This window comes from Mesorhizobium sp. WSM4841 (genome assembly GCF_055811515.1).
The window spans coordinates 210190-236284 of sequence record NZ_JBVVQC010000004.1 but is presented as its reverse complement, the minus strand read 5'-3'; the positions used below and the strand labels follow the sequence as shown (position 1 = coordinate 236284).

The following is a 26095-nucleotide window of genomic DNA, read 5'->3' as shown; positions in this document are numbered from 1 at the left end:
GCTCAGGCCGCCGCCGCAGCCAGGGCGGAATTGGCGGCCCGGAGCGCCGCGGCCTCCGGCGGAGCCGGCGGAATCTCGGCGAGCATGAAGCGAATGAACGCGGCTTCGTCCTCGATCCGGAGGGCCTCGTTGTGGCGTTTCTCGAAACCGATGGTCGACCACGGCTTGCCGCTCAGGCGCCGGCCGCAGACCGAGCCAGCATAGGCGCCGGGGAGCACCTCGACATGATCGGGAAGAGCCTTGAGCCGACCGGCGCTGCGAAACAGATCCTTTGCGCCTTGCTCGGCGCTGACGGCGAGTTCGGTGCGACCGAGATCGCCGGCCATCAGCGTGTGGCCGGTCAGCACGAACCACGGCTCGTCGGCACGCGTGCGGTCGCTGACGAGAAGGCAGATGTGCTCCGGCGTGTGACCCGGCGTGTGCAGGACGGTTGCGGTGACGTTGCCGAGCGAGAGGACCTCTCCGTCGCGCACGCCTTTGAACGGGAACGCAACATCCGCCTCCGCCGAGAGCACGTAGGCGGCGCCCGCCGCTTCGGCGAGCGCGCGGCCGGCAGAGAGATGGTCGGCATGAACATGCGTGTCGACGACGAAATGGATGCGCATGCCGGCGTCTTCGGCGGCACGCAGGTAGAACTCGATGTCGCAGGCCGGATCGACGACGGCCGCAGCTGCTTTGCCGCCGCAACCGAACAGGTAGGAGACGCCGACCGGATCGGTGTGAAGGAACTGGCGAAGGATCATGGTCTTGCGCTCCTCGTTGCAAAGGGCTAGAAACATTCAATCATTCCGCTGAATGTTTCACTGAGGAGAAGCCGTGTCAAGCACCGGACCGAAACAGGCGATCTACACGAGCCTTGCCGAAGTGGCTCAGGCACTCGGCCATCCGCACCGGCTCGAGCTTCTGGAGCACCTGGCGCAAGGTGTGCGCAGTGTCGAGGACCTCTCCGCGCGAGCCCATCTGAGCTTCGCCAACACGTCGCGCCACCTGCAGATCCTGCGGCGGACGCGTCTCGTCGAGACGGAGCGCCGCGGCAAGCACGTGCTCTATAGCCTCGCCGGCGACGCCGAGGTGGTGGCGCTGATCAAGGCGCTCGGCCGGGTCGGCGAGCGAAACGTGGCCGAAATCGGCCGCGTCATGGCCGACTACTTCCGCGCTCGCGATGCAATGGAACCGGTGTCGCGAGACGATCTCGTCTCGAGGCTGCATGACGGCATGGTCACGGTTCTCGACGTGCGGCCAGAGGACGAGTTTGCGGTCGGACATCTTCCAGGCGCCCTCAACATCCCGCTGGCCGAGCTGGAGCGTCGCTTAGGCGAGCTAGAGGCAGATCGGGAAGTGATCGCCTATTGCCGCGGCCCCTATTGCGTTCTGTCGTTCGAAGCAGTCGCCGCCTTGCGAGAGCGGGGCTATCTCGTCCGTCGGCTCGAGGACGGCTATCCCGAATGGAAGGCCGCCGGCCTGCCGGTCGAAACGGCCGCCTGAAGCAGAACACTGGGGCGAATCCCATGGATCAGAAGCCCGCATGGCTGATCGTGAACCACAAGGATCATGCTTCTCCTTCCGTGTTCCGGCCGGAGGCGCTGTTGCGCGAGGCGCGCCGGCAGAAGCGACTGCCGCTCGCCGCTGTCCCTCCGGTGTGTGTCCTCGATCCCGACGGCGACGTGGTGCGGCACCTCAAACTTGCGGGACAGAGCCGCGCACACGAGGGGTGGGCGTGTTACCACACCGAACTTCTTGCCTTCGATCTCGACGGCGTCGGAGAGGTCGGCATCATCGGCTGCGCGGTGGGCGCCTCCTTTGCGGTGCTCGTTGCCGAGCAGCTTTTTGCGGCCGGCTGCCGGCTGCTCGTCAGCATCACATCCGCCGGCCAGATCACCGACAACGGACCCACGCCATACTTTGTTCTGATCGACCGCGCTCTCCGGGACGAGGGGACGAGTTATCATTATCTGCCGCCGGCAATCTTCGCGGAGGCGCCAGACGCGAGGCTTATCGCTCGCATTGAAGACGCCTTGTCGGGGCTTTCCGGCATTGTCGCCCGCCGGGGCTCAACCTGGACGACCGATGCTCCTTATCGCGAAACCGAGACCGCGATCGCATCTGCGCGGGATCTGGGCGCCCTCGCCGTCGAGATGGAAGCCGCGGCTTTGTATGCGTTTGCCGCTGCAACACACCACCCCGTCGTGTGCTTTGCGCATGTGACGAACGCCATGGCGCAAACCGAGGGAGATTTTGAGAAGGGCGAGGCGAACGGAACAAAAGCGACGCTCACGGTCATCGCCACAGTTGCACGGGTTTGGCTGTCCTCCATCGAAGCCGAACTGCACGCATAAGCAAGCGGGATATAGCGAGCCCAGCGACCATCCTTCTGAGGCGTATACGCCCTGACCAAACATCTATCCGCAGGTCCCGGTCGGCATGGTCATACCGTCGGCCGTGCCAAGGCGGCCTCGATCACTCCCTCGTAATCCTTGCCGAGGCTTGTCCTGATCAGTGCCGCCAAGAGACGCGGGAAGTCACGCCGATCGACCAGCCCCGCCAGAGCGCGAGCATCGTTTCCCAACCCCAGTTGCACCGCTGCAGCAAGCGCCTTCGTGTCGGCATAAGGATAAAGCTCGGGCCACGCGACCTGCACCTCGCGGCAGAAGATGTCGGCCCCCACATCACCGATACCTTTGAATTCCTTCAGCAGTTGTCGTTCCGTCGCCGGATCGTTTCGCGCGAGCCCGCGCAACGCCCGAAGGTCGCCGCCGTATTTGCTCAGAAGCAGGTGCGCGGTGTCGCCCAGCATCCGCGACGTGCTCTCGTCGTAGCGGGCGTACCCTGCATGGTTCAGCACGCGCGTCCGATCGGCCCAGGTCGCCTCCGCCATTCTGCGCGGGGTGGTCCAGCCCTGATCGGACAGAGCTTTCGCCGCCATGAGTGCAAGCTTCGCGCTGATGCGGGTGCTGAAGAGAATTGATGCGCAGAGCCAGCGGAAGAGCGGTGAAGGCGTGTTTTTCTGGATATCGATTCCCAGTTCCGAGCAGTAGGTGCGGCCCGAGCGGTCGAGCAACGCTGCCACGATCTGCTCTCTTGCCGGTTTTCGCGCCATGTTCGAGGTTCCGCACAGCTCCGCCTGTCCCAGGCGAAACGCCTGCCTCAGCTGGCAGTTCCGAGCTCCCGGCCCGGAACAACAACCTGCAGCACCCGCCGCACACAAGCCAGCGCGCGAGGTGAAGACCGGAACTTGCGTGGCTGAGAATGCGTTGGACCGGAAAACCCGGAGACAGTGGAGGCTGTCACCATGCGGGTAGGGAGCGATGCGTTCGGTGAGAACGAGGCCGTTCCAGTGAAATTCACCAAGGACGGCTACAACACCTCGCCACCCTTCAGCTGGCGTGGTCTCCCGGACGGCACGCGCGAGCTCGCGCTCCTTTTTGAGGGGGTGACGCCAGCCACGCACGAGCCGTGGGTCCATTGGCTCGTCTATAAGATTCCGGCGGACGCCGAAGATCTGCCCAGCGGTTTCAAGCATGCACGCGAGCCAGAGGAGCCGATGCACGTGCTGCAAGGCAGCAACGGACTGGGCAATATCGGCTATGACGGGCCATCGGGCACCGTTGGCCGCACCTATCGCTACCGCATTCGGCTTTTCGCGCTTGACCGCACCATGGATCTGGAGCCTGGACTCGACTGGAAGACGTTCGAGCGCGCGATCAAAGGGCACGTGCTGGACCAGGCGGAGCTCCACGCCCGCTACGAGCGACCGGGATGATGCTGGCGGCGGCGTCAGTTGCCGGCGTCGTCGGGCAAAATTCGTGACGCTAACCATAGGGCGCTCGAGCCCCCTGATTAGCGGCTGCAGCGACGCCAATGAAACGTGGCGGCTGGCTCCCGCCCACGTAAGTCCACTTTAGCCTGTACCCAACCGAAGGCGGCCTAAATGCATGTCGCCCAAAAGTGCGCAGCGGTTTGGGGGGGACGGACTGAGAGCAACCGCGGTCGAGCACGAGGCTCAGCCCTTTGCCCTAGGCAAAACGCCTCGCAATGGAGATTGAGAACGCGGGAGATTGAGAACGCGGGGGAGATTGAAAACCGCGCGCTCCTATATTGCGCGTAGACCAGACGGTTGCGTGACCGGCTCCTACTCCGCGGAAGTTGGGAAATGTTTTTCGAGCAAGGTTCGCCACCGTGGCTCCTCCCGTTTTGCAATGCTCGCTGCATCGTCGCCAAAGAGGAAAAACCGCACGGACAGGTATGTCATCCCGCCCATCGGCAAGGCGAAGAGGTGCGCGAAGCCCGGCGCGGGCTGGTCCAGCCGCACCACCAGCTCGGGATGGTCTTGCGGCCCTGTTCGTTCGACGACGCCCTCGAATGCCTGCGCGTCCGAAGCCACGCGCCGTTGTTCAGTCGCATTCGCCAGGCCCAAGGGTTCAACCAGCTTTCGCCATGCATCAGCTAAAGGTTCAGAGGACGGGACCAAGAGCTGAAAAGCCGAGCCGTGCTGCCCGGGAAAATTCGTGAGGTAGAGGAGGAGCAGGCGGAAGAAGGAGATCCATCCGTGGCTGTGGGCCTCGAACTGATCATCCCAATCATCAGAAGTCGCGAACCAGCGATGGACAACGCGAACGGTGCAAAGCCCGCCGGACTTTGCCTCGACAATCCATTCCGTCGCTACCGTTCCCGGCTCACCCGGTGCTTCTGCGACAAACCGCTTGGGCGGCTCCCAAGCTGTGATGGTGGCAACGGCATCCATGCTTCCATCGGCAGCGAAATGCGAAACGGTGGTTCCTCCGATGCGGCCTTCGAGATCGCTCGGCACGAACCATTGAGATATTCCAGGTCCCGTTGCGATCGCGTTCCAGACGTCCTGCGCTGTACCGGGGACATCCACTTGCGCCTCGACCGAGCGATTGCCGGCAGTATCTTTTTTCACTGGCATTGAACGTCCTTTCCTTGCGGATTGGCTGGTGAAGGATGCGCCGTCACGACAAGGCGATGGGACCGTCCCTGCGGCGCGGTTTCGTCGTGATAGCGTGCCGCCAGCGTGGTGATGGTCTCAGTCAGTTCACGCGTGAACGAGGCGCGGTCGGCGGCGGAGCGGAAGCGGATTTCTGTATCGATCGCCAAGGTCGCCAGGCGCTTGCCGGCATCCGTTGCGGCGCGCTGGAGGGCCCCGATCTCCCGCACCAGCCGAGCGCCGAGCGCGATGAGGTAGCTTGCCGACAGGCGGTCCGGGGTGCGGTCCGGATCGGCGCCGACGGGACCCAGTGCGCTCGTCGAGACGACATAGCTTGTGGCGCTCGCCACCATGAGCCGCTCCGTCAGGCCACCCCACTTCCGCGTGTCTGCAACTTGGACAAGCCCGTGCTCCTCCAGAGCATGCAGGTGGTAATTGATCTTCTGCCGCTTGAGACCGAGCCGTGTGGCGAGGGTGGCGGCCGAGGCCGGCTCCCGCAGTTCCGAGAGGAGCTGACTCCGCACGGGCTCCAACGCGGCGGCGGCCGCGCTTGGCCGATGTATGACTTCGATATCGAGCATGCAGCCCTCACATTGACAAGCTTTCCTGTCAATGCCGTTGACGAGTATATTTGTCAAGAGCGAAAGGACCGCTTCGTCCCGATAAGCCGACACTCCAACGGCATGCGGCTGCAGCGAGCGACCTATCTGTCGCCACTACCGAAGACGACGCATCCCCCGCCCGCAGCCGGACAATTGCAATGACAGTGCCCTTCGTTGTAGCCATTGCGACCGCTTGATTTTGGAGGAGATGCAGCATGGACCGATTCACTGGCGGTTGCCTGTGCGGCAACGTCCGAATTGTGGCGTCGGGACTCCCATACCGGGTCGGCATTTGTCATTGTCTCGACTGCCGCAAGCATCATGGGGCCCTTTTTCACGCTTCCGCGGTGTTCCCCCAAGATGCGGTGACGATCGAAGGCGAGACACGCGACTACGCCGGGCGGTTTTTCTGTCCCCGCTGCGGCTCGACCATTTTCGGACGCACCGCAGACGAAGTCGAAGTGAACCTGGGATCCCTGGACGCCCCTGACCAACTGATGCCAACCTACGAAAGCTGGATCATCCGTCGCGAGTCCTGGTTGCCGCCGTTTCCGCTCACGAGACGATACGAGCGCGATCGTGACGCAACGAGTCGCTTTGAGGAATAGTCGCCCGAACGGTGCGAAAGCGTTTGGGAGGTCACGCCGGCAACGTCACTCCGGAAGACCGGCCTTACGGAAGCCATCAATGAAATGCTCGAGCGTCGCAGCGTCGCGGAATGGCTCCGTCGTGGCCCAGTGGCGGGTGGTGAAATGCGGGTTGCCGACGAGGAACAGTTCGGCCTCTGCGCGCGCCTCGTCGAGCCGGCCCAGTTGGGCAAGGCTTGCCGCCAGGAAACGGCGTGAGCTTGTACGATAAGTCTCGTCCCTGCGCAGTGTCTCGACAGCGGCTTCGTATTCGCCGGCCGCATATTGCGCCTGGCCGAGCGCCAGATAGTACCAACTTGCCGGAAACGGGTTCAGCCGGAACGCCTTGCGAATGTGCTCAAGGCCTTCTTCGACCCGTCCGGCCAGGACCGCGATGTCGGATAATGCCGCCCAGGCATCGGCCTCGTTCGGGTCGAGCTCGATCGCCTTGGCGAATTCCGCATCCGCCTCGGCGAAGCTGCGCTCATAGGCAAGCAGGTAAGCCAAAACCCAGCGGCAGCCGGCATCGTTGGGGTCGATCGCCACGGCTTTGCGCGCCAGTTCCAAAGCAACGCTACGGGACGTTTCGGTTGGTCCGCCGGAATGCACCCATCCCATCCAGTGGTTCATGGCGAGCCAGCGATAGGCCTCGGCATATTCCGGATCGAGCGAAACCGCGCGGGTGAGCATCAGATGCGCCTCGCGCGCCGTCTGCGGCGAATCATCCATCAGCTTGCGCGCCCGCACGCAGAGATCGTAAGCCTCGAGATTTTTGGGCCGATTGCGCGGCGGCGGTGCGCGCAGCCTGCCGAGCAACGCCTCCACGATCTTACCGGTGACCTCGTCCTGAACGGCAAAGATATCTTCCAGGCTGCGATCGAAGCGTTCCGCCCACAGATGGTCGCCACCGACCGCGTCGACCAGCTGTGCGTTGATGCGCACGCGCCCCGCAGCGCGTCGTGCGCTCCCCTCCAACAGGTAGCGCACGCCAAGGTCCTGTGCGATATCGCGCACGTCCATCGCCCTTCCTTTGTAGGCAAAGGCCGAGTTGCGTGCGATGACGAACAGGCTGGAGATCCTGGACAGGTCGGTGATCAGGTCTTCGGTCAACCCATCCGCGAAGGATTCCTGCTCGGGATCGTTGCTGACATTGACGAAGGGCAGCACGGCTATCGATGGCTTGCCGGGCAGCGGCAAAGGTTTTCGCTTCGCGCCACCGAGCTGTTCGACGGCCCCCGTGAAGCGGTAGCCGACGCGCGGAACCGTGGCGATCCATTCGCCGCCGTCGGCAGCCGGGCCAAGCAGCTTCCGCAGCAGCGCGATCTGGACCGTGAGGTTGCCTTCCTCGACGGCCGTGCCCGGCCACGCCGCGTCCATCAACTCGGCTTTGCTCAAGATTTCGACGGGCCGTCCAATGAGTGCCGCAAGCAGCTTTAGCCCGCGGTAACCAACGGCAACGGGGACATCGTTGCGAAGCAGCGTTCCCGCACCGGAATCAAGCACGAACGGACCAAAGGCAAAGCGCGATCCCTGCATGCGGCGTATCTATAGCCGGTTTGGAAGTTTTGAGAACTATTTGGGAGAGCTTAATTACGACGCTGTTCGTATCCTGCAGAATTCATCCTCTTTCAGGCCGAGGGTCCCCGGACCTTCAAACCGATGGAGGTTGCTATGAACGATATCCTTGCATCGGCCCCGCATCAGGCAGCGCGGCCGGGAACGCCCGTGGAACCGGCGGAAATGTCGCGTCGGCATTACAGCCTAGCGACCCTGCGAAGCATTATCGCGGCCTGGGACGAGCGGAAGCGCTTTCGCTGGGAACTTGAGCAAATGTCGAGGGACAATCCTCATTTGATCGACGATATCGGTCTGACGAGACGGCAGGTCGAGGCAGAGATCGCCAAGCCCTTCTGGCGGCGATAATCCTCGTCGCCGCAAGGTCGCGAAGCCGATACCGTTATCCTCGTCCTTGGTGCAGTACTCGCTCGCGCCGGTCGCTGCGCGGACACTGACAAATAGGCGAACATGAGGAAGACCGGCCACACGCTCTTCGGCAACATCCGGAACTCGCGCCGCTCGTTTGAGTTGAGCTCCATTCCAGACAGCAAAACGGAATCTTGACATGAGCCTGCCCGCCCAACGCCGAATGCGTCTTTCCGGTGGAACCGAGCTTGCCTACGTCACTGCGGGCGATCGATCCTACCCCGCTTTGCTCCTCCTGCATGGGTTTCCCAGCTCCGCACGTACATTCCGCGACGTGATTCCGGGACTGGCAGGCGCAGCCTATGTCATCGCGCCCGACCTCCCGGGCCATGGCCAGTCCGACGTCCCGCCGACACCCTCCTTCGCCGCGATCAGCGAGGCAATTTCCGAATTGCTGACCCACCTCGCGATCGGACGCCGCTTCATCTACATCCATGACTGGGGCACCGCTGTGGGCCTGCAGATCGCCATGCAAGCGCCCGAGCTGGTTTCGGGCCTCATCATCCAGAACGCAAACGCGCATCGAACCGGCTTCGGTCCCGTGTGGGATGCTGTGTTAAAATTCTGGTCAGAACCAACAAAAGAGAACGAAGCGGCCGCGACCCCCGACCTGACCTTTGAATTCACGCGCGAGCAATATACCGGCGGCCTGCCAGAGGAGGTCGCCGCCACGATCAAAGGCGAACCCTGGGTCGAGGACTGGAACGTGATGAATCTTCCCCGCCGCATGGAGACCCACCGCGCGCTCATCGCCGATCATAAGAGCCACGCCGCGCGTTTCGATGCGATCGCCGGCTATCTCAAGAAATGGCAACCGCCGGCGCTCATGCTGTGGGGCCGTCACGAGCCCTATTTCGATATCGCCGAAACGCTGTCCTGGATGCAGGATCTGCCTCGTATGGAGGCGCATATTTTCGACGGCGGGCATTTCCTGCTTGAGACGCATGCCGAACCAGCACTTTCCCTCATGATGGAGTTCATCAAGCGAACACAGGAGAAACCCACGCAGTTCCCGTCGCTTTAGGCGCAACGCAAAAACAGACTTCAGCGGCGATTCCATCCGGCGGGCCGCGAGATCAAGCAGGAACGTAGGTCAACCTGATCACGTCCTCGCCAATCCGATCATTAGTCATAAGGCGGAGCGGCGGCCGGGGGCCGGCGAAATATGGCTTGCCGTGGCCAAGCACGACGGGGTGCAGGTAGATTCGATACTCATCGATCAGGCCAAGTTCGGTGAGGCTTCGCGCCAAGTCCGGGCCAGCAACTTCGATCTCCCCGTCGCGCTCGGCCTTCAGCTCGCGGATCGCGCCTTCAAGATCATCCCCAACAAGCGTGGCGTTGGGGCCAACCGACTTCAACGAGCGCGAAACGACCCATTTCGGCTGGTTCCGCCACGCCGCCGCGAAGGCGTGTCGCTCTGCATCCCATTCAGGATGATCGTCGTCCCAGTAACGCATGACCTCATACATTTTGCGACCGTACACACTGCCCGCCTGCCTCTGAGCCTCCTCGATGAAGTGGCGGAAGAGCGTGGGGCCTGGCGCAAACGCCATATGGTCGACGTAGCCGTCCAGGGACTGGTTCATTCCGAAAACGAGCTTAGCCATACCCGCCTCCTTTCCTCACGCGGCACATCCGCGCGGTTCTGACTGCGTTATGCAATCGGTTGTAAGCTAGATCGACTGATGGCGATCGACAGAAGCGAGAAATCATGCCGGATCTCCTTCTGCACTACGATTGCCCGGATTGCTGCTTCTTTGATCCAGTTAAGGTTCTTTCTTTCGCAAGTCCTTCACGACATCGAGAAAAGCCCGCAGTGCCGGCGGCACGGCTCGATGTCCGGGATAGTAGAGCGCGACCCCTTCCGGAGCGGGCATCCATGCGGTCAGGACCTTACGCAGCCGGCCATTGGATATGGCCGCTTCGGCGGCCCAATCCGCCACATAGGCGACGCCCAGACCCTCTATTGCGGCTTCGACCATCAGTTCCTCGTCATCGAGGACGATGGAGCCGTTTGCGTCGATCACGAGTTCCTGGCCGGCGCGTTCGAACTCCCATCGATAGAATTTGCCGCTGGGCATACGATGGCCGATGCAACGGTGGCGTTGCAATTCCTCGGGCGTTCCCGGGTCGCCGAAGCGATCGAGATAGGCGGGCGAGGCGACACAGATGAACGTCAACGGGCGTGCAAACGGCACGGCGATCATGTCCTTGGGGACAGATCCGAGGAGGCGCACGCCGGCATCGAACCCGCTGGACACGATGTCGATGAGCCGCCCCTCGACGACGATGTCCACGGTCACGTCCGGATGGCGCTCCGCCATCTGCGGAAGAACCCAGCGAACGAGAAGCCCGGCCACCAATCGCGGTGCGTTGATGCGGACCGTGCCCGCGACATTGCCCCGGAACCCCGCGACGCTGTCGAGCGCCTCGTCCAGCGAGGCGAGCGCCGGCTGAAGGCGGTCGAGCAACCGGAACCCGGCTTCTGTCGGTGAGACGCTGCGTGTGGTGCGGTTCAAAAGGCGCACGCCCATGCGTTCCTCGAGCGCACGCATCGCATGGCTCAATGTGGAAGGTGCCGTGCCGATCTCGTCCGCTGCGCGGCGGAAGCTGCGGTGTGTGGCAACGGCCACGAAGGCGGTGAGATCGTTGAGCGACGGGCGGGGCATTGATGGGAATTTTGCATCATCGCATGCCGATTTCAACGGCTAATGCGCGCAATGCGATTGCCCTATCTCCTGCTTGTTTCAACTCGGAGATACCCCGGCTCCGGCCCGCTGCCGGTCCGCTCCCGTTATCAAGACAGAAAGGAACACGAAATGCCTGCACGTGACGCCATCTATCCGGCCAACCGCCACGCGTTATACGATATCCACCGCTATTCCGCAGCCATTCGCTCCGGCGATCTTCTCTTCGTGTCGGGTCAGGTCGGGAGCCGTGAGGACGGCTCGCCCGAGCCCGTATTCGAGGATCAGGTTCGGCGGGCCTTCGCCAATCTGCGCGCGGTCTTGGCCGCCGCCGGGTGCAGCTTCGACGACGTCGTCGATGTCACCACCTTCCACACCAACCCGGACGAACAGATCGAAACGGTGCTGGCCGTCCGGGCGGAAGAGATCGGCGGACCTCCCTACCCGAACTGGACGGCAGTGGGCGTCAATTGGCTTGCCGGCTTCGATTTCGAGATCAAGGTCATCGCCCGCATCCCTTCGACGACGAGCAGTCATCCGGCGGACAAGCGCTGATCGCTCGCCCTGCAGTTTCTGTATTGGCGATTGCACCCGGACGGCGGAAACGGCAGCGCGGCGCGCCCCGGCACGGGCTCGCGATGTCCGTCCAACGATCAATATGCTTTGCCTTGGGCCAAAATACGTCATTCGGCCGCAAACGATTCGAACGTTTTCACCACCGATCACCGCCGTTACTACGCTCTCTCGCCTCTTGGCTATTTCGCGCTCCTCGCGCGGACGTAGTTCCAGCGGCAATGGGCGGCAATTTTCGGTGTTGGCGTGGTGGAAATGGCAAAATTGGCGCGCCGGAGAGGATGAAACTGGGCACCGCTATGTGATTGAAGTCGCTCTGTAAAAACTCTCAGCCGGTTTCAGGAGCCTTGGCCTGTGCGAGGTCCTGCAGGAACTCTTCCATCAGCGGCCTGTCACCGAACCGGCGGTAAGCGCGCTCTGCTTCCAGCGAGAATGCCGGGTGCGCCTCGACCAGCTTTGCCATCGTCTGCTGGGCTGCCTCGACCTCTCCGCCCCCGGCCTGCAAAGCGGCCTGAATCAGAAGGCAGTTTGCATCGCGCGGCGCCCGGACCAGGCATTCCTCTATGACGGCGGAAGCCTCATCGCGGCGGTCAGCCGCGTAGAGCGCCTGCCCGTGCACATAGGCATAGTACTCGGGCGCCATAGGATGAAGGCGGCGGGCCCGCTCTGCGTTGGCGACGGCATCATCATATTCCCCGAAGCGAACCTGCGCCTTTGCAAGCGCCATCATGCTGTCGGGATCGTTAGGGTTGAGCTCCACAGCGCGCCGTGCGGCCTGCAAGCCGCCTGAATAGTCGCCCTGCAGGGCAAGCCCGAAGCTGATGACCTGATAGCCAAGGCCAAGATTGGGATCGAGACGGACCGCCTGCCGGGCTTCGCTAAGCCCAAGATGGAGTTCCGGCGCGTTTGCCCGGCCGTCACCGCTCTGCGCCACGCTGGCGATAAAGGTCAGCGCGAGGCCTGCGCGGGCGGCCGCATAGGACGGGTCCATTTCAAGGGCGCGCTGGTAGAGGCCCCGCGCCTCCAGAATGTCCTGCGGGTCATCGGCGCCGTGCCGGTAGCGGTTGCGGGCCTGCAGCACGAGGTCATAGGCCTGCAGATTGTCGGTCGGGCGTTCCGCTGCCGCCGCCGCCTCGCTCCTGCCGATATAGGGCGCGATCTGCGCGACGATTTCAGTGGTCAGCTCGCTCTGGACGGTGAACACGTCGGCGACCTGCCGGTCGAAACTGCGCGACCAAAGATGCGCGCCTGTCTTTACATCGATCAGCTGCGCCGACACGCGAAGCTGGTCGCCTTCACGGCGGGCGCTGCCTTCAACCACATAATCAACGCCGAGCTTCGCCCCGAGCTTGCGCACGTCCGTACCCTGCCCATGCACGGCGTAGGTGGAATCGCGCGCGATTACCTGCATCTCTGAATTGCGGGCAAGGGCTGTCGTCACATCCTCGGTCAGTCCGTCCGCGAAATACGATTGCTCGCCGCTGCCGCTCATCGCGGCAAAAGGCATGACCGCCACTGACGGCCGGGGGTCGGCGCGGCTCTGGTCCATCGACAAGACCGCCGGGATGCGGCTGACCATAGCTGCCAGGGGGAGCGGCTGGATTTGGGTGCCGATGAGGATGAGGGCTATGGCGGCCGCGCCATAAGACCAGCGGGCGGCGGTGCTGCGCAGCACCTGCGGCACCTGCCGCCATGGCGACCACGGAGAGCCCGCGCGCCTTACGCGGTAGACGTCGAGAAGTTCGGGAATGTTCTTGGCCCGCCTGCGGCCGATGCGGACGAACCTGTCCGCGCTGTTGCGGTCGGCCGCCATCACCACGGCGCCGCTGACGAATATCTGCCCCGGATCGCACATGGCCTCAAGACGGGCGGCCACATTGACGCCGTCGCCGTATACGTCGCCGTCGTCTTCGATGACATCGCCAAGATTGATGCCGATGCGCAGCTCGAACGGGCCCTTGTCGAAGCCTTCCTGGATGGCCAGCGCCGCATCAACCGCTTCGTTGACGCTGGGAAACATGGCGAGAAAGCCGTCTCCCGCCGTCTTGACGATGCGCCCGCCATGGCGAGCAGTGGTCGGGTCAATGAGCTCATCAAAAACAGCGCGCAGCTTCGCGTAGGTGGAAGCCTCGTTTTCAGCCATCAGCAGGCTGTAGCCGACGATATCGGCGGCCATGATTGCCGCGAGCTTGCGTTCCATCAGCATTATTCCTGAGCGGCGGGCCCTGCGCGGACTATAACTGCTGACACTTAAGGCGACGCACGCCCCAAGACTAGACCCACAATCCCGGATAGGCTTATCAACACAGCTCACAAATGCGTGACGATTTGTGGCCTATCCCGTTCTGGCCTTCGTCCGCCATCATCTGCTTCGTCCGGAGCCGTCCGTCGTCGCACTGGCGGAGGGCGACGCCGCATTGAACGGCCTGGGTCTTGCCTGCCTGCCCGACCACGCGCTGCGCCCCTTCCTTGCTGAAGGACGGCTTCAGCAGGTGCTTGAGGACTGGTGCCGCCCTTTCCAGGCTATCATCTCTATTATCCAAGCCGCCGCCAGAATTCCGCCGCGGAGCCGCCGGGGCTACCGGTTGTCATCAGTTTGATGGCCCGTCGCCGACAGACACTTCGTGAGATGATATCGTCGAATCCCACCGCCAATCGTCTTGCTACTCGGGGTCGCGGCGACCCTTTCGTCCGTGAGCCGATAGTCATTCACAAGGTAGAGATTCAGCGCCGCTGACTGCAGTTCTGAGGTGCTCAACACGATTTTGACGGCACTGCGTCTTCGGCATTCTTCTTCGGCATATTTCAGCATCGCTCGGGCAATTCCGCGTCTACGGAAATGGGGGCAAACATACATTCGTCGCACTTCCATTACTCCCGTTACAGCGGTTTCCAGGCCAAACATGCCGATGACCGCGCCGCTATGTTCGGCGACCCAGAAGCCTCCCTCTCGCTCATCGTAATATTGGCAGATGCGTTCGATTTCCTCGCGCAAGGATAGGCGATGTAGGCTTCGAATTGCGCAGCCAAATGCTGCGGCGCGAGCAGTCTGTTGACAGTGACAAAGAGGTCTCGCACCGCAGACGCGTCCTTGTCAGAGAATGGTCTGATCAGCATACCCACCACCCGGCCTAGCTCCAGAGTCTACGCATCCCGCCGTGAGCCACCACGTCATTTGCCACAGCTTTAAGCTCCTCATCTGTAGCGGTGTCAGATGTTCTCTCTCCCTACCGCTTTTGGGCACAACGCCGTGCTAACCGTCCTTCGAACCGCGCGTCCATTGATCGACTCGAGAATACGTCTTAATACGTGACCAACCTCACGTCGCGTTAAGGGCCACCACGAATGGAAATGCAGCAGGTTCGCTATTTCCTGGCGCTCTCCAGCACGCTCAATTTTACGCGGGCTGCTGAGGAGTGCAACGTCACTCAGCCGGCGCTGACGCGCGGCATCAAGAATCTGGAAGATGAGCTTGGTGGCGAGCTCATCCGACGTGAGCGTCAGCATTCGCATCTGACCGAGCTCGGTCGCCGCATGCTGCCATTCCTGCAGCAATGCTACGACGCGGCGAGTTCTGCGAAGTCACTCGCCAAGGCTGTCAAAAGCAGCGATGTTGCGCCACTTAACGTTACGATCTCCAACAGCATCAACATAGCGCTGATGATATCGCCATTTAGCGAGCTCTTTCGTGCCTACCCAGGTGTTCACCTCAAGATCAGCCGCGGCGCTCCGACGATCGTGGTCGAGGCGCTCAAAAATGGCGACGCCGAGCTGGCGATCGCCGGCCCGCTCGGGCAGGCCTGGGACAGGATCGACACGTGGCCGTTGTTCGATGAGGAGATCGAGTTGGTGGTCAATTCAGAGCACCCGCTCGGCAGACGCAACGAAGCCGATGTCGCGCTGAGTCAATTAGTTGGTGAGCCGATACTGAGCCGGGTCGATTGGGAGACGAGCGAAGACCTGTCCCGCACCTTGAAGGCCAATGGGTTGGCGCATGAAGCGGCACATGAAGTCGAAACGGACCATGACCTGTTGGCGCTGCTGGAGGCCAACGCTGGGGTAGGCTTTGTTTCGATGACTGCGCCACGCTCACCCAACGTTCGCAGGCTCAAATTGCGCGATATCGATATTTCCCGAACCGTGGCCGCCTATAGCGTAGCGGGCCGGCAGCGTGCGCCTGTCGCCACGACGCTGCTCAACCTGTTGCGCGCAACCGACTGGTCAACCTTTGGGGTTCGCGAGCCTGCTCGATAGCCGCAAGCAGGTCGTCAATTTCCATTCGCTGGCGATAGTCGGGATCAAGGTAGCGCGCTGTGATGATGCCGTCGGTGCCGACAATGAAGGTTGCCGGAATCGGCAGGAACCAGGCGGCATTGCCCTGATAGCTGGGCACATCCCAGCCGGCGCCCCCGATCAGCGTTTCCATTTCCGTCCCGACCCAGATCGCCAGGTTCAGCGACAGCGCATAGCCATTGTCCATGTCGGTGAGGAAGGGAAAGGATGCAGCCGCCTCCTCTTTCAACGTCGTCGTGAATTTGCGCCGCTCGGGCACAATCGCCACGAACTGGCCGTCTAATTCAGTGATTTCCTTCTCGACTTCAGCCATGCCGATCGCATTCAACCGGCAATAAGGGCACCAGTGTCCGCGCTGGAAAGAAATCGCTGCGGGTCCTTTTTGCAGGATTTCGGCTAAGCCGACCAGCCTGCCGTTCTCGTCGGGGAGCAGAAACGGCGGCATTACATCGCCGGGCGCCGGTGCCATCGCGCCCGCACGCTGGTCCTGCAGGCGCTGCACCATCCGGTCGACCGCTTCAGCGAAGGTGGTGCTGAGCGAGCGCACTGCATTGGCGATCACCGCCATCCGCTCGTTCAGCGGCGCATCAAGCGCGATCGCAGCCTGGACGGCCTCTTCGAGCTTCACGACCAATTCATTGGCAGCCATGACGGCAACTCCAAATTCGCAGTTCTGCGCAGTGTAGCCTACTGCCAGCCAACGTCCATGCCGTAGATTCATGAAAGGTTCGCGAGACGATGCCTTTTTCGCATGGAAACGATGAGTCAAAGTAATGCGGGTCACTCAGATGCCAGAAATCGCCGCCACCCCGCCCAGGACGACGCTCGACTTGGTCAACGTTCGGTCGGCCTCTCGCAGTCAGCGAGCGCGCTCGAGCGCGGACACCAGGTCCTCGATCTCCATGCGCTGCTGGTAGTCGGGATCGACATAACGCGCTGTGATGATGCCATCAGCGCCGACAATGAAAGTGGCGGGGATCGGCAGAAGCCAGGCGGCGTTGTCCTGGTAACTCGGCAAGTCGTCACCGCCGGCGCCAAGCAGTTGCTGCATTTCCACGCCGATCCCGATCGCCAGATCGAGCGAAAGTGCATAGCCATTGTCCATGTCGGTCAGAAACGGGAACTCAGCCCCGACCCGGTTCTTCAGCGCCGTTGAGAACTTTCGCCGCTCCGGCGTGATCGCCACGACCTGGCCGCCCATGGCAGCGATCTCCTGCTGCACCTCGACGATACCGATCGCGTTCAACCGGCAGAAGGGGCACCAATGCCCACGCAGGAAAGTGATCGCCACCGGCCCATTCGCGAGGACGTCGGCCAGGCTTACCAATCTGCCGTCCTCGTCAGGGAGCAGAAAGGCCGGCATGGCATCGCCGGGCCTAGGCGCCGTGGCGCCTGCCCCCTTGTCCTGCAGCCGCATCACCATGCGGTCGGCCGCGTCTGCGTAGCTGGCGTCGAGCCTTCGTATTGCCGCAGCGATCACCGCAAGCCGTTCGCTGAGCGGCGCGTCGAGATCGATCGCCGCCTGCACCGCCTGTTCGAATGTCATGACTTGTTCAACTGCAGCCATATGCAAAGTTCCGCATTTCTCGGTGCCGAATAGCCCCGAGGACGCTCTGTCGAACAACCCCTTTTCTCATGATAATCATGATCCAAACGCATTCCGTTCCTCCGCGGTCGCAGCTGGTGATGTCCACCGTGGACTGGCTCACATCATGTTCTTGTTGTCCGACGAGAATGTCGGGAAACCGTAGAGATTGTCGGCGAGATCGGTCGCGGTGATGCCGTGCCGCATGGCGAGTGCAAAGATGTGGATCAACTCCTCGCCGGCATGTCCGACAACGTGGGCGCCGAGGATATGGTCGCTCTCAACCCCAACGATGATCTTCGACCACGCCACGGTCTCGGCATAAGTCCTGGCCGACAGCCAGCCACGCATGTCATTGACCTGCACCTTGATTCTCAGTCCGCCCTCGGCGGCCTTGGCCTCGGTAAGGCCGACACTGGCCACCGCCGGCACGGTGTAGACCGAGGATGGAATCTGGCCGTAGTCAGGCTGGTGCTTCGCGCCTTCGACGATGTTGCGGCCGACAATCCGGCCCTCATAGGTAGCGATCGGCGAAAGCTGGGGTGAGTTCCACACGGCATCCCCGCAGACATGAACGGCAGGGTTCGAGCGCGAGCGCAGGAACGCGTCGATTTCGATACGGCCGTCACGGTGTGCGACGTGCCCCGCGGCGAGATCAAGACCGTCAGTGTTGGCGATTCGCCCTGCGCAATTGACGACGCGATCGGCTTCGATGGTATGCTCGGAGTTGTCGTTGGCGAACAGCACGCGCAGGCGTTCGCCGACTCGGTCGATCCGTTTCACTAGGGCGAGCGTTAGCAAGGGCATGCCGATGCGCTCGCTTTCGCTGCGGATCTGGTCCACCGCGTCGGGGTCGAAACCGCCGAGCATTTGCGGCAGCGCCTCGAGGATAGTGACCCTGACGCCGGCGCGGGCGTAGACGTGGCCGAGATCGAAGGCGATGACGCCGCCGCCGATGAACACGACATCGCTTGGCAACGCACGGTCGCTCAGCACGTCATCTGAGGTCGTCATCAATTCAGCGCCGGGAAAGCACAGCTCCCTTGGCCTTGAGCCGGTGGCAATCACGATGCTGGCGGCGTCAAGCTGGCGCTCGCCGACCCGGACGGCATTGCTGCCGACGAATGCTGCCTCGCCGTGGATGACGTCGACGCCGCGCATCGCCATCACGCCGGCCAGGCGATCGGGAATGTCGCGGACCATCGCCTGCTCGCGATCGATCAATGCGGCCCAGTCGAGGCGCGGGGCGGCAACCGTGATCCGGTGCTCGCACGCCCTCTCGATCTCGTGCAGCGCGTGGCTGCAGCCGCGATTGGGACAGGTGCCGCCGAGATCCCGCGCTTCGACCATCGCCACCGAGAGCCCGGCTGCCCGTGTCGCCACCGTGACGCCCATGCCGGCATTGCCGCCGCCAAGGATCACGACATCGTATTTTTCGGTCTTCATCAGGTCCTCCGGGCTCAATGATAGGCGACCGATTTGCCGAGCTTGCCGCGGAACACCCAGTAATTGTAGCCGGTGTAGACCAGCACGATCGGCAGCATGACAGCGATTCCAGCCAGCAGGAACATTTGTGAGCGAGGCGCGGCGGCGGCTTCCCAGATGGTCATGCTGTACGGCACGATGTGTGGGTAGAGGCTTGTGCCTAGGCCGACGAAGCTCAGGCTGAAGATGGCGACCATGCACAGGAACGGGGTTCGCTCCGCGCCGGTCACCAGCCCGCGCCACAGTTGAAGCAGCGCCATCGCCGTCAGCAGCGGCACCGGCACCAGATAGAAAAGGTTCGGCAAAGTGAACCAGCGTGCGGCGACCATTGGATGCATGAAGGGCGTCCAGATGCTGACGAGCACCAGAAAGGCAATGAAGACCGGCAGCAAATGGAGTGCATTGCGCCGTGCCCGCGCCTGCACTGGTCCCTCCGTCTTCATGATGAGCCATGTCGCGCCGTAGAGCGCATAGCCCGCGACAAGGCCCAATCCGCACATCAGCGTGAAAGGCGACAGCCAGTCGAAAGCGCCGCCGGCAAAAACGCGTCCGTCAACTTCGAATCCGCCGACGACAGTGCCGAGCATCACGCCCTGCACGAATGCCGCAAGTGCTGCACCGGCGCTGAAGGATAGATCCCACCAGCGCCGCGAAGTGCCGGACTTGAAGCGATACTCGAAAGCGACGCCACGAAAGACCAGTGCAAACAGCATCAGCATCGCAGGCAGATAAAGGGCCGGCAGCAGTATCGCATAGGCGACGGGAAACGCGCCGAATAGTGCAACGCCGCCGAACACCAGCCACGTCTCGTTGCCGTCCCAGAACGGTGTCAGCGAGCCCATCATGTGGTCGCGGTTCTCGCCTTCTGGATCGAGGAAGAACAGGATGCCGACGCCGAGATCGAAACCGTCGAGCAGCACGTACATGAACAGCGCGAAGACGACGACCGATGCCGATATGAATGCGGGATCCATTTGAACGTCCCTCCCTACTCAGCCGGCATCATGGCGCGCTTGGCGATAGTCGGCTCGGTTGCGGACGGCAGCTCGACCCGGTCGTCCGGGCCATGCCAGACGAGCCGGGTGAGGAAATAGGCGTAGGCGGCAAGCAGCACGTTGTAGACCACGAAGAACAGCACCAGCGACGTCGCTACCGATGCGACCGGCAGCCGCGAAGCCGCGTCGAGCGTTCGAAGCACGCCGTAGACAACCCAGGGCTGGCGCCCGACTTCGGCTGCGGTCCATCCGGCCAGCGTCGCCACAAAGCCGAGCGGGATCATCGCCACATGAACGGTGAGCAAGAGCCCGCTCTCGTGAAGCCGGCCTTTCCACCACCACAACAGGTTCCAGCCGGCGACGGCGAGCATTAGCACCCCGATGCCAACCATCACCCGGAAAGCCCAGAATGCCGTGAGGACGTGCGGCCGGTCCTGCGGGGCGAACTCCTTGAGGCCGCGAACCTCGCCGTCGAGGCTGTGCGTCAGGATGAGGCTCGCGAGCCTGGGGATGCCGATTTCGAAATGGTTGGCTTCTGCGCCTTGGTCCGGCCAGGCAAACAGTAGCAGAGGTGCGCCGGCCATCGTCTCCCAGCGGCCCTCGAACGCCGCAATCTTGGCCGGCTGATGCTTCTCCGCGACCAGACCGCTGGCGTCGCCGACGAAGATTTGCAAGGGAACGAGGATCGCGAGCGCGGCGACTGCAATCGAATGAGCGCGGCGCGCCACCTTCGGTGGCCGGTCCATGAGGAGGTGCAGCGCCGAGATGCCGGCCACGACGAACATCGCCGTCACATAGGATGCCAGCACCATATGGAGGAACCGGGTCGGCAGTGATGGGTTGAAGACGACGTCGAACCAGCTGTCGACGAACAGCCGGCCGCCTTCGATGTGGAAGCCAGCCGGGGTCTGCATGAACGAGTTCGCTGCGATGATCCAGAATGCGGAAACGAGCGTACCGAACGACACCATGGCCGTCGCAAAGAAATGCATGCGCGGACCGACCCGGTTCCAGCCGAACAGCATGATGCCGACGAACCCGGCCTCGAGGAAGAACGCCGAAAGCACCTCGTAGATGAACAACGGTCCGAGAACGTTGCCGGTGACGTCGGCGAACCGGCTCCAGTTCGTCCCAACCTCATAGGAGAGCACGACGCCGGTGACCACGCCCATGCCGAAGGTCAGCGCGAACACTCTCGTCCAGAATTTGTAGAGCAGTTCGTAGATTCGATCGCCGGTCTTGAGCCACAGGCCCTCGATCAGGACGAGGAAAGCCCCAAGTCCGATCGTCAGCGTCGGGAACAGGATGTGAAACGCGATCGTGAACGCGAATTGCAGACGAGAGAGCAGGACGGCATCAAATTCCATGTCGCGCTCCCGTCGGCTCAGTGCAGTTTGACGCGTGGCTTGGTACGGCCAGCCACGATCGCAGCGATGGTGTCGAGTCCGGTTTTGAAGGTGCCGTGGATCGCCTGCAGATGCATCTTGTAGAGCGCCCGGTACATCAGCCTGGCGATCAGCCCCTCGATCTTGAGCCCACCAACGACATTGCCGAAGGTACGGTAGTCGGCGAGTGAGACCAGCGAGCCGAAGTCGCGGTAGTGGAAGGCCGGCAGCGGTCGTCCGTTCAGCCGCGCGGCGACAACCTTGACGAGGTGATCGGCCTGCTGGTGGGCGGTCTGTGCGCGTGGTGGTAGCGGCGTTTCCTCACCGGGTAGGACGCAATTCGCGCAATCGCCGATAGCAAAGAGATTCTCGTCGCCCTTCACCTGCAGCGTCTCGTGCACGACCAGGCGGTTTATGCGATCGGGTTCGAGGCCGTCGAGATTTTTCAGGAAGTCCGGTGCCTTGATGCCGGCTGACCAGACAACGAGCTCGGCCGGGAGAAACAGCTTGTCGCCAAGCTTCACTCCGTCCGGCGTCACTTCGGTTACTCGCACACCGCAGCGTATCTGAATCCCAAGGTTGACAAGCAGCTGTGCGGAGTCGCGCGACAGGTGCTCCGGCAAAGCCGGGAGGATGCGTGGTCCCGCTTCGATCACGGTGATCCGGATCAGTTTCTCGAAATCGATGTTGTCGAGGTTGTGCGACGCGATTTCCCGCATCGACTTGTGCAGCTCGGCGGCAAGCTCGACGCCGGTCGCCCCGGCGCCGATGATGGCGCAGTGCAGCTGACCCGGCGACAGCGGCTCGTATTGCGCATTGGCGCGAAGGCACGCGTCGATCATGCGGCGGTTGAAGCGGGCCGCCTGCTCGGCGCTGTCGAGCGCGATCGCATTCATGGCGGCGCCGGGGGTTCCGAAATCATTGCAGACGCTGCCCACCGCCATCACCAGCGTATCGTAGCCGAGCACTCGCGGCGGAATGACCTGCCTGCCGTCCTCATCGAGGCTGGGCGCGACAAGCACCTGGCGCTTACTGCGGTCGATACCGACTACCTCGCCGATGCGATAGCGATAGTGATGGCCATGCGCATGGGCGATGTATTCCACTGAATCGCTTGTCGCATTGAGCGAGCCTGATGCGACCTCATGCAGCAACGGCTTCCAGATATGGGTGCGGTTGCGGTCAACAAGCGTGATCGAGGCACGCCGTCGTTTGCCAAATTTCTGGCCGAGCCGCGTGGCAAGCTCCAATCCGGCCGCGCCGCCGCCGACGATCAGCACCCGATGCAGCGAGGCATCCTTGTGGGACGGCGTTTCCGGGATGCCGGCGAACATGTCCTTCTCCGGCGCCGTGCCTGGCACGACTGCGATTGGTGGCGTCATCGATGTCACGGCATGCATTGCAATAGCTCCTCGCGGGGATCGGGAAACCGGATGGTTTTCATTCGTTCGATTCGTGGATCACGACGCCCTGCAGCATGTCGACGTCGCACTCCCACGGTTTTTCTGACAGCACGCGCTCGGCATGCGCGTAGCCGGCTTGCCAGCGCGAACGGATGCCGGAGCGGGTGAAGTCGATGTCCTTGGTGTGATCCTCGCCGTCGAGCCGCGGCGACAAGAGCCGCACTAGGTGCATGATTGTGCTGCATCCATAGGAGGCGAGTTCCTTGACCATCGGATCGTCGCGCTCGGATTCGGGAATGTGCTTGACTAGCTCGCGCACGACGTGGCGCAGCCGATGTAGTTGTTCCTGGCGGGCGACGTGGCTCTTGCCGCGGCTGGCATATTGCAGGTCCTTCAGGCGGCCCATCACCTGCCAGATGGTCTGCGGCTCGGAGCCGGAGGGCTGCCACATGTTGACGGCGAAGATGAGCGAGTCGCGGCGCGGCCGCTCGTCGAGCACGACTTCGATGGGCGTGTTCGAATAGACGCCGCCATCCCAATAGGGCTCGCCATCGATGCAGACCGCCGGGAAGGCCGGGGGCAGCGCCCCCGACGCCATGACGTGCGCCGGACCGAGGTCCATTTCGCGCGTGTCGAAGTATTTAAGCTGGCTGGTGTTGACGTTGACGGCGCCGACGGTCAGCCGTGTGTGCTTCTCGTTGAGGTAGTCGAAGTCGACCAGCCGGGTCAGGGTCTTCTTCAGCGGATCGGTCGTGTAGTAAGACGCGCGCTCGACACCCGCCGCGTGGTTGACGCCGAACAGCGCGGTCGGATTGGGCTCAAAGAAGCCCGGAATGCCGCGTACGATGGTATTCATGTTGGCAAAGGCGTTGCCAAGGAAAGGCGCCGACCACATCAGGTCGAGCGGACTGCCCTTGCCGACCTGATCCCAGAATTCCTGCAGCCGCGGCAGACGATCTTCGGGCTTGTTGCCTGCAATCAGCACGGCGTTGATGGCGCCGATCGAGGTGCCGATCACCCAGTCCGGATTGATGCCGCCCTCGACCAGAGCCTGGTAGACGCCGGCCTGATAGGCGCCGAGCGCGCCGCCGCCTTGCAGCACCAAGACCGTCTGCGGCTTCGCCGCGTGGTCGGCCATCGGCAGCACGGTGACCTTCGCCTCGGGGGGATTTCGGGTCATCTTGTTCATCGCTGCTGTCCTTGCTTGCTTGCGTACGATCCCGAAGAGCGGATCGCTCTGCCGGCAAGATCGAGTGCAGATTCAATTTGCTGGGGCGTCTTGCTGCGCGTCCGAGGAACGCGCAGGGGCGCCTCAATGTGCAGTCCAGCCGCCCTCGATCGGCAGGATCGCGCCCGTGATCGACGCTGCTTCCTCCGATGCCAGGAACAAGCAAAGCGCAGCGACCTGCTCTACGGTGACGAATTTCTTGGTCGGCTGCGCAGCGAGCAATACGTCCTTCACCACTTGCTCTTCGGTGATGCCGCGCGCCTTGGAGGTGTCGGGGATCTGCTTTTCGACGAGCGGCGTCAGCACGTAGCCAGGGCACACTGCGTTGACGGTGATTCCTTGCTCGGCAACCTCCAGTGCGACCGTCTTGGTCAGGCCGGCGACGCCGTGCTTGGCAGCAACGTAAGCCGACTTGAAGGGCGAGGCGACCAGCGCATGCGCGGATGCGACATTGATGACGCGGCCACATTTGCGTTCCTTCATTCCACTGAGCGCGCGTCGGATCGTGTAGAACGACGCCATCATGTCGATTGCGACAACGGCTTCCCATTTCTCGACGGGGAATTCATCGATCGGCGCAACGTGCTGGATGCCGGCATTGTTGACCAGGATGTCGACCGCCCCGAACTCGGCGATCGCCTTGTCCATCATGGCCGTGATGGCGTCTCCCTTGCTCATGTCGGCGCCGTCGTAACGGACTGTCACGTGGTGTTCGCTTGCGATGCCATCCCGCAGTTTCTCGATTTCCTTGGTGTCGCCGAAGCCATTAAGGACGATATTGCAGCCTTTGGCCGCGAATGCCTCTGCAATGCCTTGGCCTATGCCGCTGGTCGAACCCGTCACAAGTGCTGTTTTTCCGCGAAGCATCATGGTTCTCCTGGCTCTCTAGGCAACTGCAGCCGGTTCCTTCCGGTAGCTCGTTTCAGAAAAGCAGTGTGGCCGGCCTGCCAAAGGATCGGAAATGCCGTTTGGACATTGAAATGATAGCGATCTCGCAACGTGGCCTCTGGGCAGCAAGGTTACGGCCGAACCGCGGAACAAAGGCCGCTGTCGATCGCCGCCGCAGGCGATCCCGCTGACTAGTTGTTCGGGGCCGTCAGCACGCGTGCGAGTGCCATCGCGGAGATCAGGGCTGCGACGAGAACCGCCACGCACGCAGTCCATCCCAACCGGTCGAAGACCTGGCCGAGGACAAAACCGCCGACGAGACCACCAGCATAGTAGGAGGCGAGGTAGATCCCGCTTGCCGCTGCCTTGTCGCGCTTGGCAGTGCGGCCGACATGGCCTGTTGCAATCGCCTGGGCGAGGAACGTGCCGACCGCGACCAGCGCCATGCCGGCAAGCACGACGGACAGGCTGGTCGACAGCAGCGCGGCAAGCCCTGCGATCGCCAGGGCAAGCGTCAGCGCTATGCCGCTCTTCGGGCCGAAGCGCCTGGCGACGCGGCCGGCCAGCGGCGTCGTGATCATCGATGGCAGGAACACGAAATAGACGAGGCCGAGCGCCATCGGCGACAGGCTGATCGGCTGGGCGGTGAGCTGGAAGTTGACATAGGTGAACGTGCCGATGAAAACGAACAGGATGAGGAAGCCGATCGCGAAAGAATGGAGCAGCTGGCGATCTCTGAAATGCGTGGTCCAAGCGTGCATACCAGGCATCGCGCCGCCGGTCGCCATCATCCGTTCCGTCTTCCTAAGCGTCAGCGCGACAAGCAATGCGCCCGCAATGTTGAGAGCCGCGAAGGTCAGGAAGTTGGTCGAGATGCCGAACGTATCGGCGACCGCCGCCGACATGATACGGCCGAAGAAATTGCTGGCGACATTTCCGGTGACGTATGCGGCGAGCGCGCCGGTCGCCTGCGCTGGCGAAAAATGCTCGGCGAGATAGGCCACGGTCAGCGTGAAGGCGGTCGACATACAGAGCCCTTGCGCGACCCGCAGCAGGGCAAATGTCGTGATGTCGTCGGTCATCGAAAGCAGCGTCGTCGGAATGGCGAGCACCGCAAGGCTTATCCAGATCCCGTTGCGCCGATCGACGTTGCGGCCGAACAGCGCAACGACGATGCCGGCAATGGCCATGCCGAACGTGCTCGCGTTGACCGCAAAGCCCATCGTCGCGCGGCTTACCCCGAACTTTATCACCAGCGACGGCAATATCGCCTGCGTGGCGAAGAGATCGACAAGCGTAAGGAAAGCGATGAGAGCTATGAGTCCGAATCGCCAACTGTCAGCGGCGACCATGCGTAGCGTGGCAGGGGCAGTCTGTTCGACGCTGGTCATTCATATTCTCCGGGAACGATTCGACG

At 62.5% G+C, this 26095-nt stretch carries 26 protein-coding genes and 1 pseudogene; 9 read left to right on the top strand and 18 right to left on the bottom strand.

The genetic code is table 11. From position 1 onward, the window contains the following. Positions 1 to 2 precede the first annotated feature (2 nt). A complete protein-coding gene (locus tag AC0L14_RS06780; protein WP_473488513.1) occupies positions 3 to 779 on the bottom strand; it encodes an MBL fold metallo-hydrolase in 777 nt (258 codons plus the stop codon). 37 nt (positions 780 to 816) lie between these two features. Here AC0L14_RS06780 and AC0L14_RS06775 point away from each other — a divergent pair, with 37 nt between their 5' ends. Both AC0L14_RS06775 and AC0L14_RS06770 read left to right on the top strand, forming a co-directional pair. After that, entirely contained in the window at positions 817 to 1485 is a 669-nt protein-coding gene (locus tag AC0L14_RS06775) for an ArsR/SmtB family transcription factor (RefSeq protein ID WP_473527072.1), read from the top strand. 23 nt (positions 1486 to 1508) lie between these two features. After that, positions 1509 to 2336 (top strand): nucleoside phosphorylase, encoded by an 828-nt coding sequence (locus tag AC0L14_RS06770; protein ID WP_473488511.1) that lies wholly within the window; start codon positions 1509 to 1511, stop codon positions 2334 to 2336. Positions 2337 to 2425: 89 nt separating this feature from the next. Here the strand turns inward: AC0L14_RS06770 and AC0L14_RS06765 are convergent, their stop codons facing one another. Beyond that, positions 2426 to 3097 (bottom strand): hypothetical protein, encoded by a 672-nt coding sequence (locus AC0L14_RS06765; protein ID WP_473488510.1) that lies wholly within the window; start codon positions 3095 to 3097, stop codon positions 2426 to 2428. A gap of 177 nt (positions 3098 to 3274) precedes the next feature. Here AC0L14_RS06765 and AC0L14_RS06760 point away from each other — a divergent pair, with 177 nt between their 5' ends. Further along, complete coding sequence (locus AC0L14_RS06760; protein ID WP_473748980.1) at positions 3275 to 3760, top strand: YbhB/YbcL family Raf kinase inhibitor-like protein; 486 nt, start codon at positions 3275 to 3277, stop codon at positions 3758 to 3760. A 369-nt stretch (positions 3761 to 4129) separates the two neighbouring features. On the opposite strand, the gene AC0L14_RS06755 is transcribed toward AC0L14_RS06760, so the two are convergent. Both AC0L14_RS06755 and AC0L14_RS06750 read right to left on the bottom strand, forming a co-directional pair. Continuing rightward, positions 4130 to 4927 carry an SRPBCC family protein gene (locus tag AC0L14_RS06755; RefSeq protein WP_473748979.1) on the bottom strand — a complete coding sequence of 266 codons (798 nt, stop codon included), beginning with the start codon at positions 4925 to 4927 and terminating at the stop codon, positions 4130 to 4132. Beyond that, positions 4918 to 5526, bottom strand: coding sequence for an ArsR/SmtB family transcription factor (locus tag AC0L14_RS06750; protein WP_473748978.1), 609 nt, complete (start codon positions 5524 to 5526; stop codon positions 4918 to 4920). The genes AC0L14_RS06755 and AC0L14_RS06750 overlap by 10 nt, the downstream gene beginning before the upstream one ends. 236 nt (positions 5527 to 5762) lie before the next feature. Between AC0L14_RS06750 and AC0L14_RS06745 the strand changes: the two genes are divergently transcribed. Then, a complete protein-coding gene (locus tag AC0L14_RS06745) occupies positions 5763 to 6155 on the top strand; it encodes a GFA family protein (protein ID WP_473748977.1) in 393 nt (130 codons plus the stop codon). Between the two features lie 45 nt (positions 6156 to 6200). On the opposite strand, the gene AC0L14_RS06740 is transcribed toward AC0L14_RS06745, so the two are convergent. Next, entirely contained in the window at positions 6201 to 7709 is a 1509-nt protein-coding gene (locus AC0L14_RS06740; protein ID WP_473748976.1) for a winged helix-turn-helix domain-containing tetratricopeptide repeat protein, read from the bottom strand. Between the two features lie 135 nt (positions 7710 to 7844). On the opposite strand from AC0L14_RS06740, the gene AC0L14_RS06735 reads away from it, so the two are divergent. Both AC0L14_RS06735 and AC0L14_RS06730 read left to right on the top strand, forming a co-directional pair. Beyond that, a complete protein-coding gene (locus AC0L14_RS06735; RefSeq protein WP_123147334.1) occupies positions 7845 to 8096 on the top strand; it encodes a DUF1127 domain-containing protein in 252 nt (83 codons plus the stop codon). A gap of 199 nt (positions 8097 to 8295) precedes the next feature. Further along, positions 8296 to 9180: an alpha/beta fold hydrolase gene (locus AC0L14_RS06730; protein ID WP_473748975.1), complete on the top strand. Its 885-nt coding sequence runs from the start codon at positions 8296 to 8298 to the stop codon at positions 9178 to 9180. 52 nt (positions 9181 to 9232) lie between these two features. Here the strand turns inward: AC0L14_RS06730 and AC0L14_RS06725 are convergent, their stop codons facing one another. Both AC0L14_RS06725 and AC0L14_RS06720 read right to left on the bottom strand, forming a co-directional pair. Further along, positions 9233 to 9763, bottom strand: a complete 531-nt coding sequence (locus AC0L14_RS06725; RefSeq protein ID WP_473488502.1) for a dihydrofolate reductase family protein — start codon at positions 9761 to 9763, stop codon at positions 9233 to 9235. Positions 9764 to 9922: 159 nt separating this feature from the next. Then, positions 9923 to 10825, bottom strand: coding sequence for a LysR family transcriptional regulator (locus AC0L14_RS06720; protein WP_473488501.1), 903 nt, complete (start codon positions 10823 to 10825; stop codon positions 9923 to 9925). A gap of 150 nt (positions 10826 to 10975) precedes the next feature. Between AC0L14_RS06720 and AC0L14_RS06715 the strand changes: the two genes are divergently transcribed. Continuing rightward, positions 10976 to 11398: a RidA family protein gene (locus tag AC0L14_RS06715; RefSeq protein ID WP_473488500.1), complete on the top strand. Its 423-nt coding sequence runs from the start codon at positions 10976 to 10978 to the stop codon at positions 11396 to 11398. A 346-nt stretch (positions 11399 to 11744) separates the two neighbouring features. Here AC0L14_RS06715 and AC0L14_RS06710 read toward each other — a convergent pair whose 3' ends face one another. Further along, positions 11745 to 13616, bottom strand: a complete 1872-nt coding sequence (locus tag AC0L14_RS06710) for a tetratricopeptide repeat protein (protein ID WP_473748974.1) — start codon at positions 13614 to 13616, stop codon at positions 11745 to 11747. A 208-nt stretch (positions 13617 to 13824) separates the two neighbouring features. Between AC0L14_RS06710 and AC0L14_RS06705 the strand changes: the two are divergent. After that, positions 13825 to 13982, top strand: a pseudogene (locus AC0L14_RS06705) (LysR substrate-binding domain-containing protein); the annotation flags it as partial. Positions 13983 to 13994: 12 nt separating this feature from the next. Here AC0L14_RS06705 and AC0L14_RS06700 read toward each other — a convergent pair. Then, on the bottom strand, positions 13995 to 14411 hold the full coding sequence (locus AC0L14_RS06700) for a GNAT family N-acetyltransferase (RefSeq protein WP_473748973.1): 417 nt from the start codon (positions 14409 to 14411) through the stop codon (positions 13995 to 13997). Between the two features lie 350 nt (positions 14412 to 14761). On the opposite strand from AC0L14_RS06700, the gene AC0L14_RS06695 reads away from it, so the two are divergent. Then, entirely contained in the window at positions 14762 to 15670 is a 909-nt protein-coding gene (locus AC0L14_RS06695) for a LysR family transcriptional regulator (protein ID WP_473748972.1), read from the top strand. Here the strand turns inward: AC0L14_RS06695 and AC0L14_RS06690 are convergent. From AC0L14_RS06690 to AC0L14_RS06650, 9 genes are all read right to left on the bottom strand, one after another. Beyond that, positions 15612 to 16358, bottom strand: coding sequence for a peroxiredoxin-like family protein (locus AC0L14_RS06690; protein ID WP_473488495.1), 747 nt, complete (start codon positions 16356 to 16358; stop codon positions 15612 to 15614). The two genes, AC0L14_RS06695 and AC0L14_RS06690, sit on opposite strands and share 59 nt — an antisense overlap. A gap of 210 nt (positions 16359 to 16568) precedes the next feature. Beyond that, positions 16569 to 17276 (bottom strand): peroxiredoxin-like family protein, encoded by a 708-nt coding sequence (locus AC0L14_RS06685; RefSeq protein ID WP_473748971.1) that lies wholly within the window; start codon positions 17274 to 17276, stop codon positions 16569 to 16571. Between the two features lie 138 nt (positions 17277 to 17414). After that, a complete protein-coding gene (locus AC0L14_RS06680) occupies positions 17415 to 18740 on the bottom strand; it encodes a dihydrolipoyl dehydrogenase family protein (protein WP_473748970.1) in 1326 nt (441 codons plus the stop codon). 14 nt (positions 18741 to 18754) lie between these two features. Further along, positions 18755 to 19753 carry a cytochrome d ubiquinol oxidase subunit II gene (gene cydB / locus AC0L14_RS06675; protein WP_473748969.1) on the bottom strand — a complete coding sequence of 333 codons (999 nt, stop codon included), beginning with the start codon at positions 19751 to 19753 and terminating at the stop codon, positions 18755 to 18757. A 14-nt stretch (positions 19754 to 19767) separates the two neighbouring features. Beyond that, entirely contained in the window at positions 19768 to 21141 is a 1374-nt protein-coding gene (locus tag AC0L14_RS06670; protein ID WP_473488490.1) for a cytochrome ubiquinol oxidase subunit I, read from the bottom strand. Between the two features lie 17 nt (positions 21142 to 21158). Next, positions 21159 to 22493 carry an NAD(P)/FAD-dependent oxidoreductase gene (locus AC0L14_RS06665; RefSeq protein WP_473488540.1) on the bottom strand — a complete coding sequence of 445 codons (1335 nt, stop codon included), beginning with the start codon at positions 22491 to 22493 and terminating at the stop codon, positions 21159 to 21161. A gap of 106 nt (positions 22494 to 22599) precedes the next feature. Then, entirely contained in the window at positions 22600 to 23700 is a 1101-nt protein-coding gene (locus AC0L14_RS06660; RefSeq protein ID WP_473749052.1) for a patatin-like phospholipase family protein, read from the bottom strand. 174 nt (positions 23701 to 23874) lie between these two features. After that, positions 23875 to 24657, bottom strand: coding sequence for a 3-hydroxybutyrate dehydrogenase (locus tag AC0L14_RS06655; RefSeq protein ID WP_473748968.1), 783 nt, complete (start codon positions 24655 to 24657; stop codon positions 23875 to 23877). Positions 24658 to 24869: 212 nt separating this feature from the next. Continuing rightward, entirely contained in the window at positions 24870 to 26069 is a 1200-nt protein-coding gene (locus AC0L14_RS06650; protein ID WP_473488489.1) for an MFS transporter, read from the bottom strand. Between the last annotated feature and the right edge of the window lie 26 nt (positions 26070 to 26095).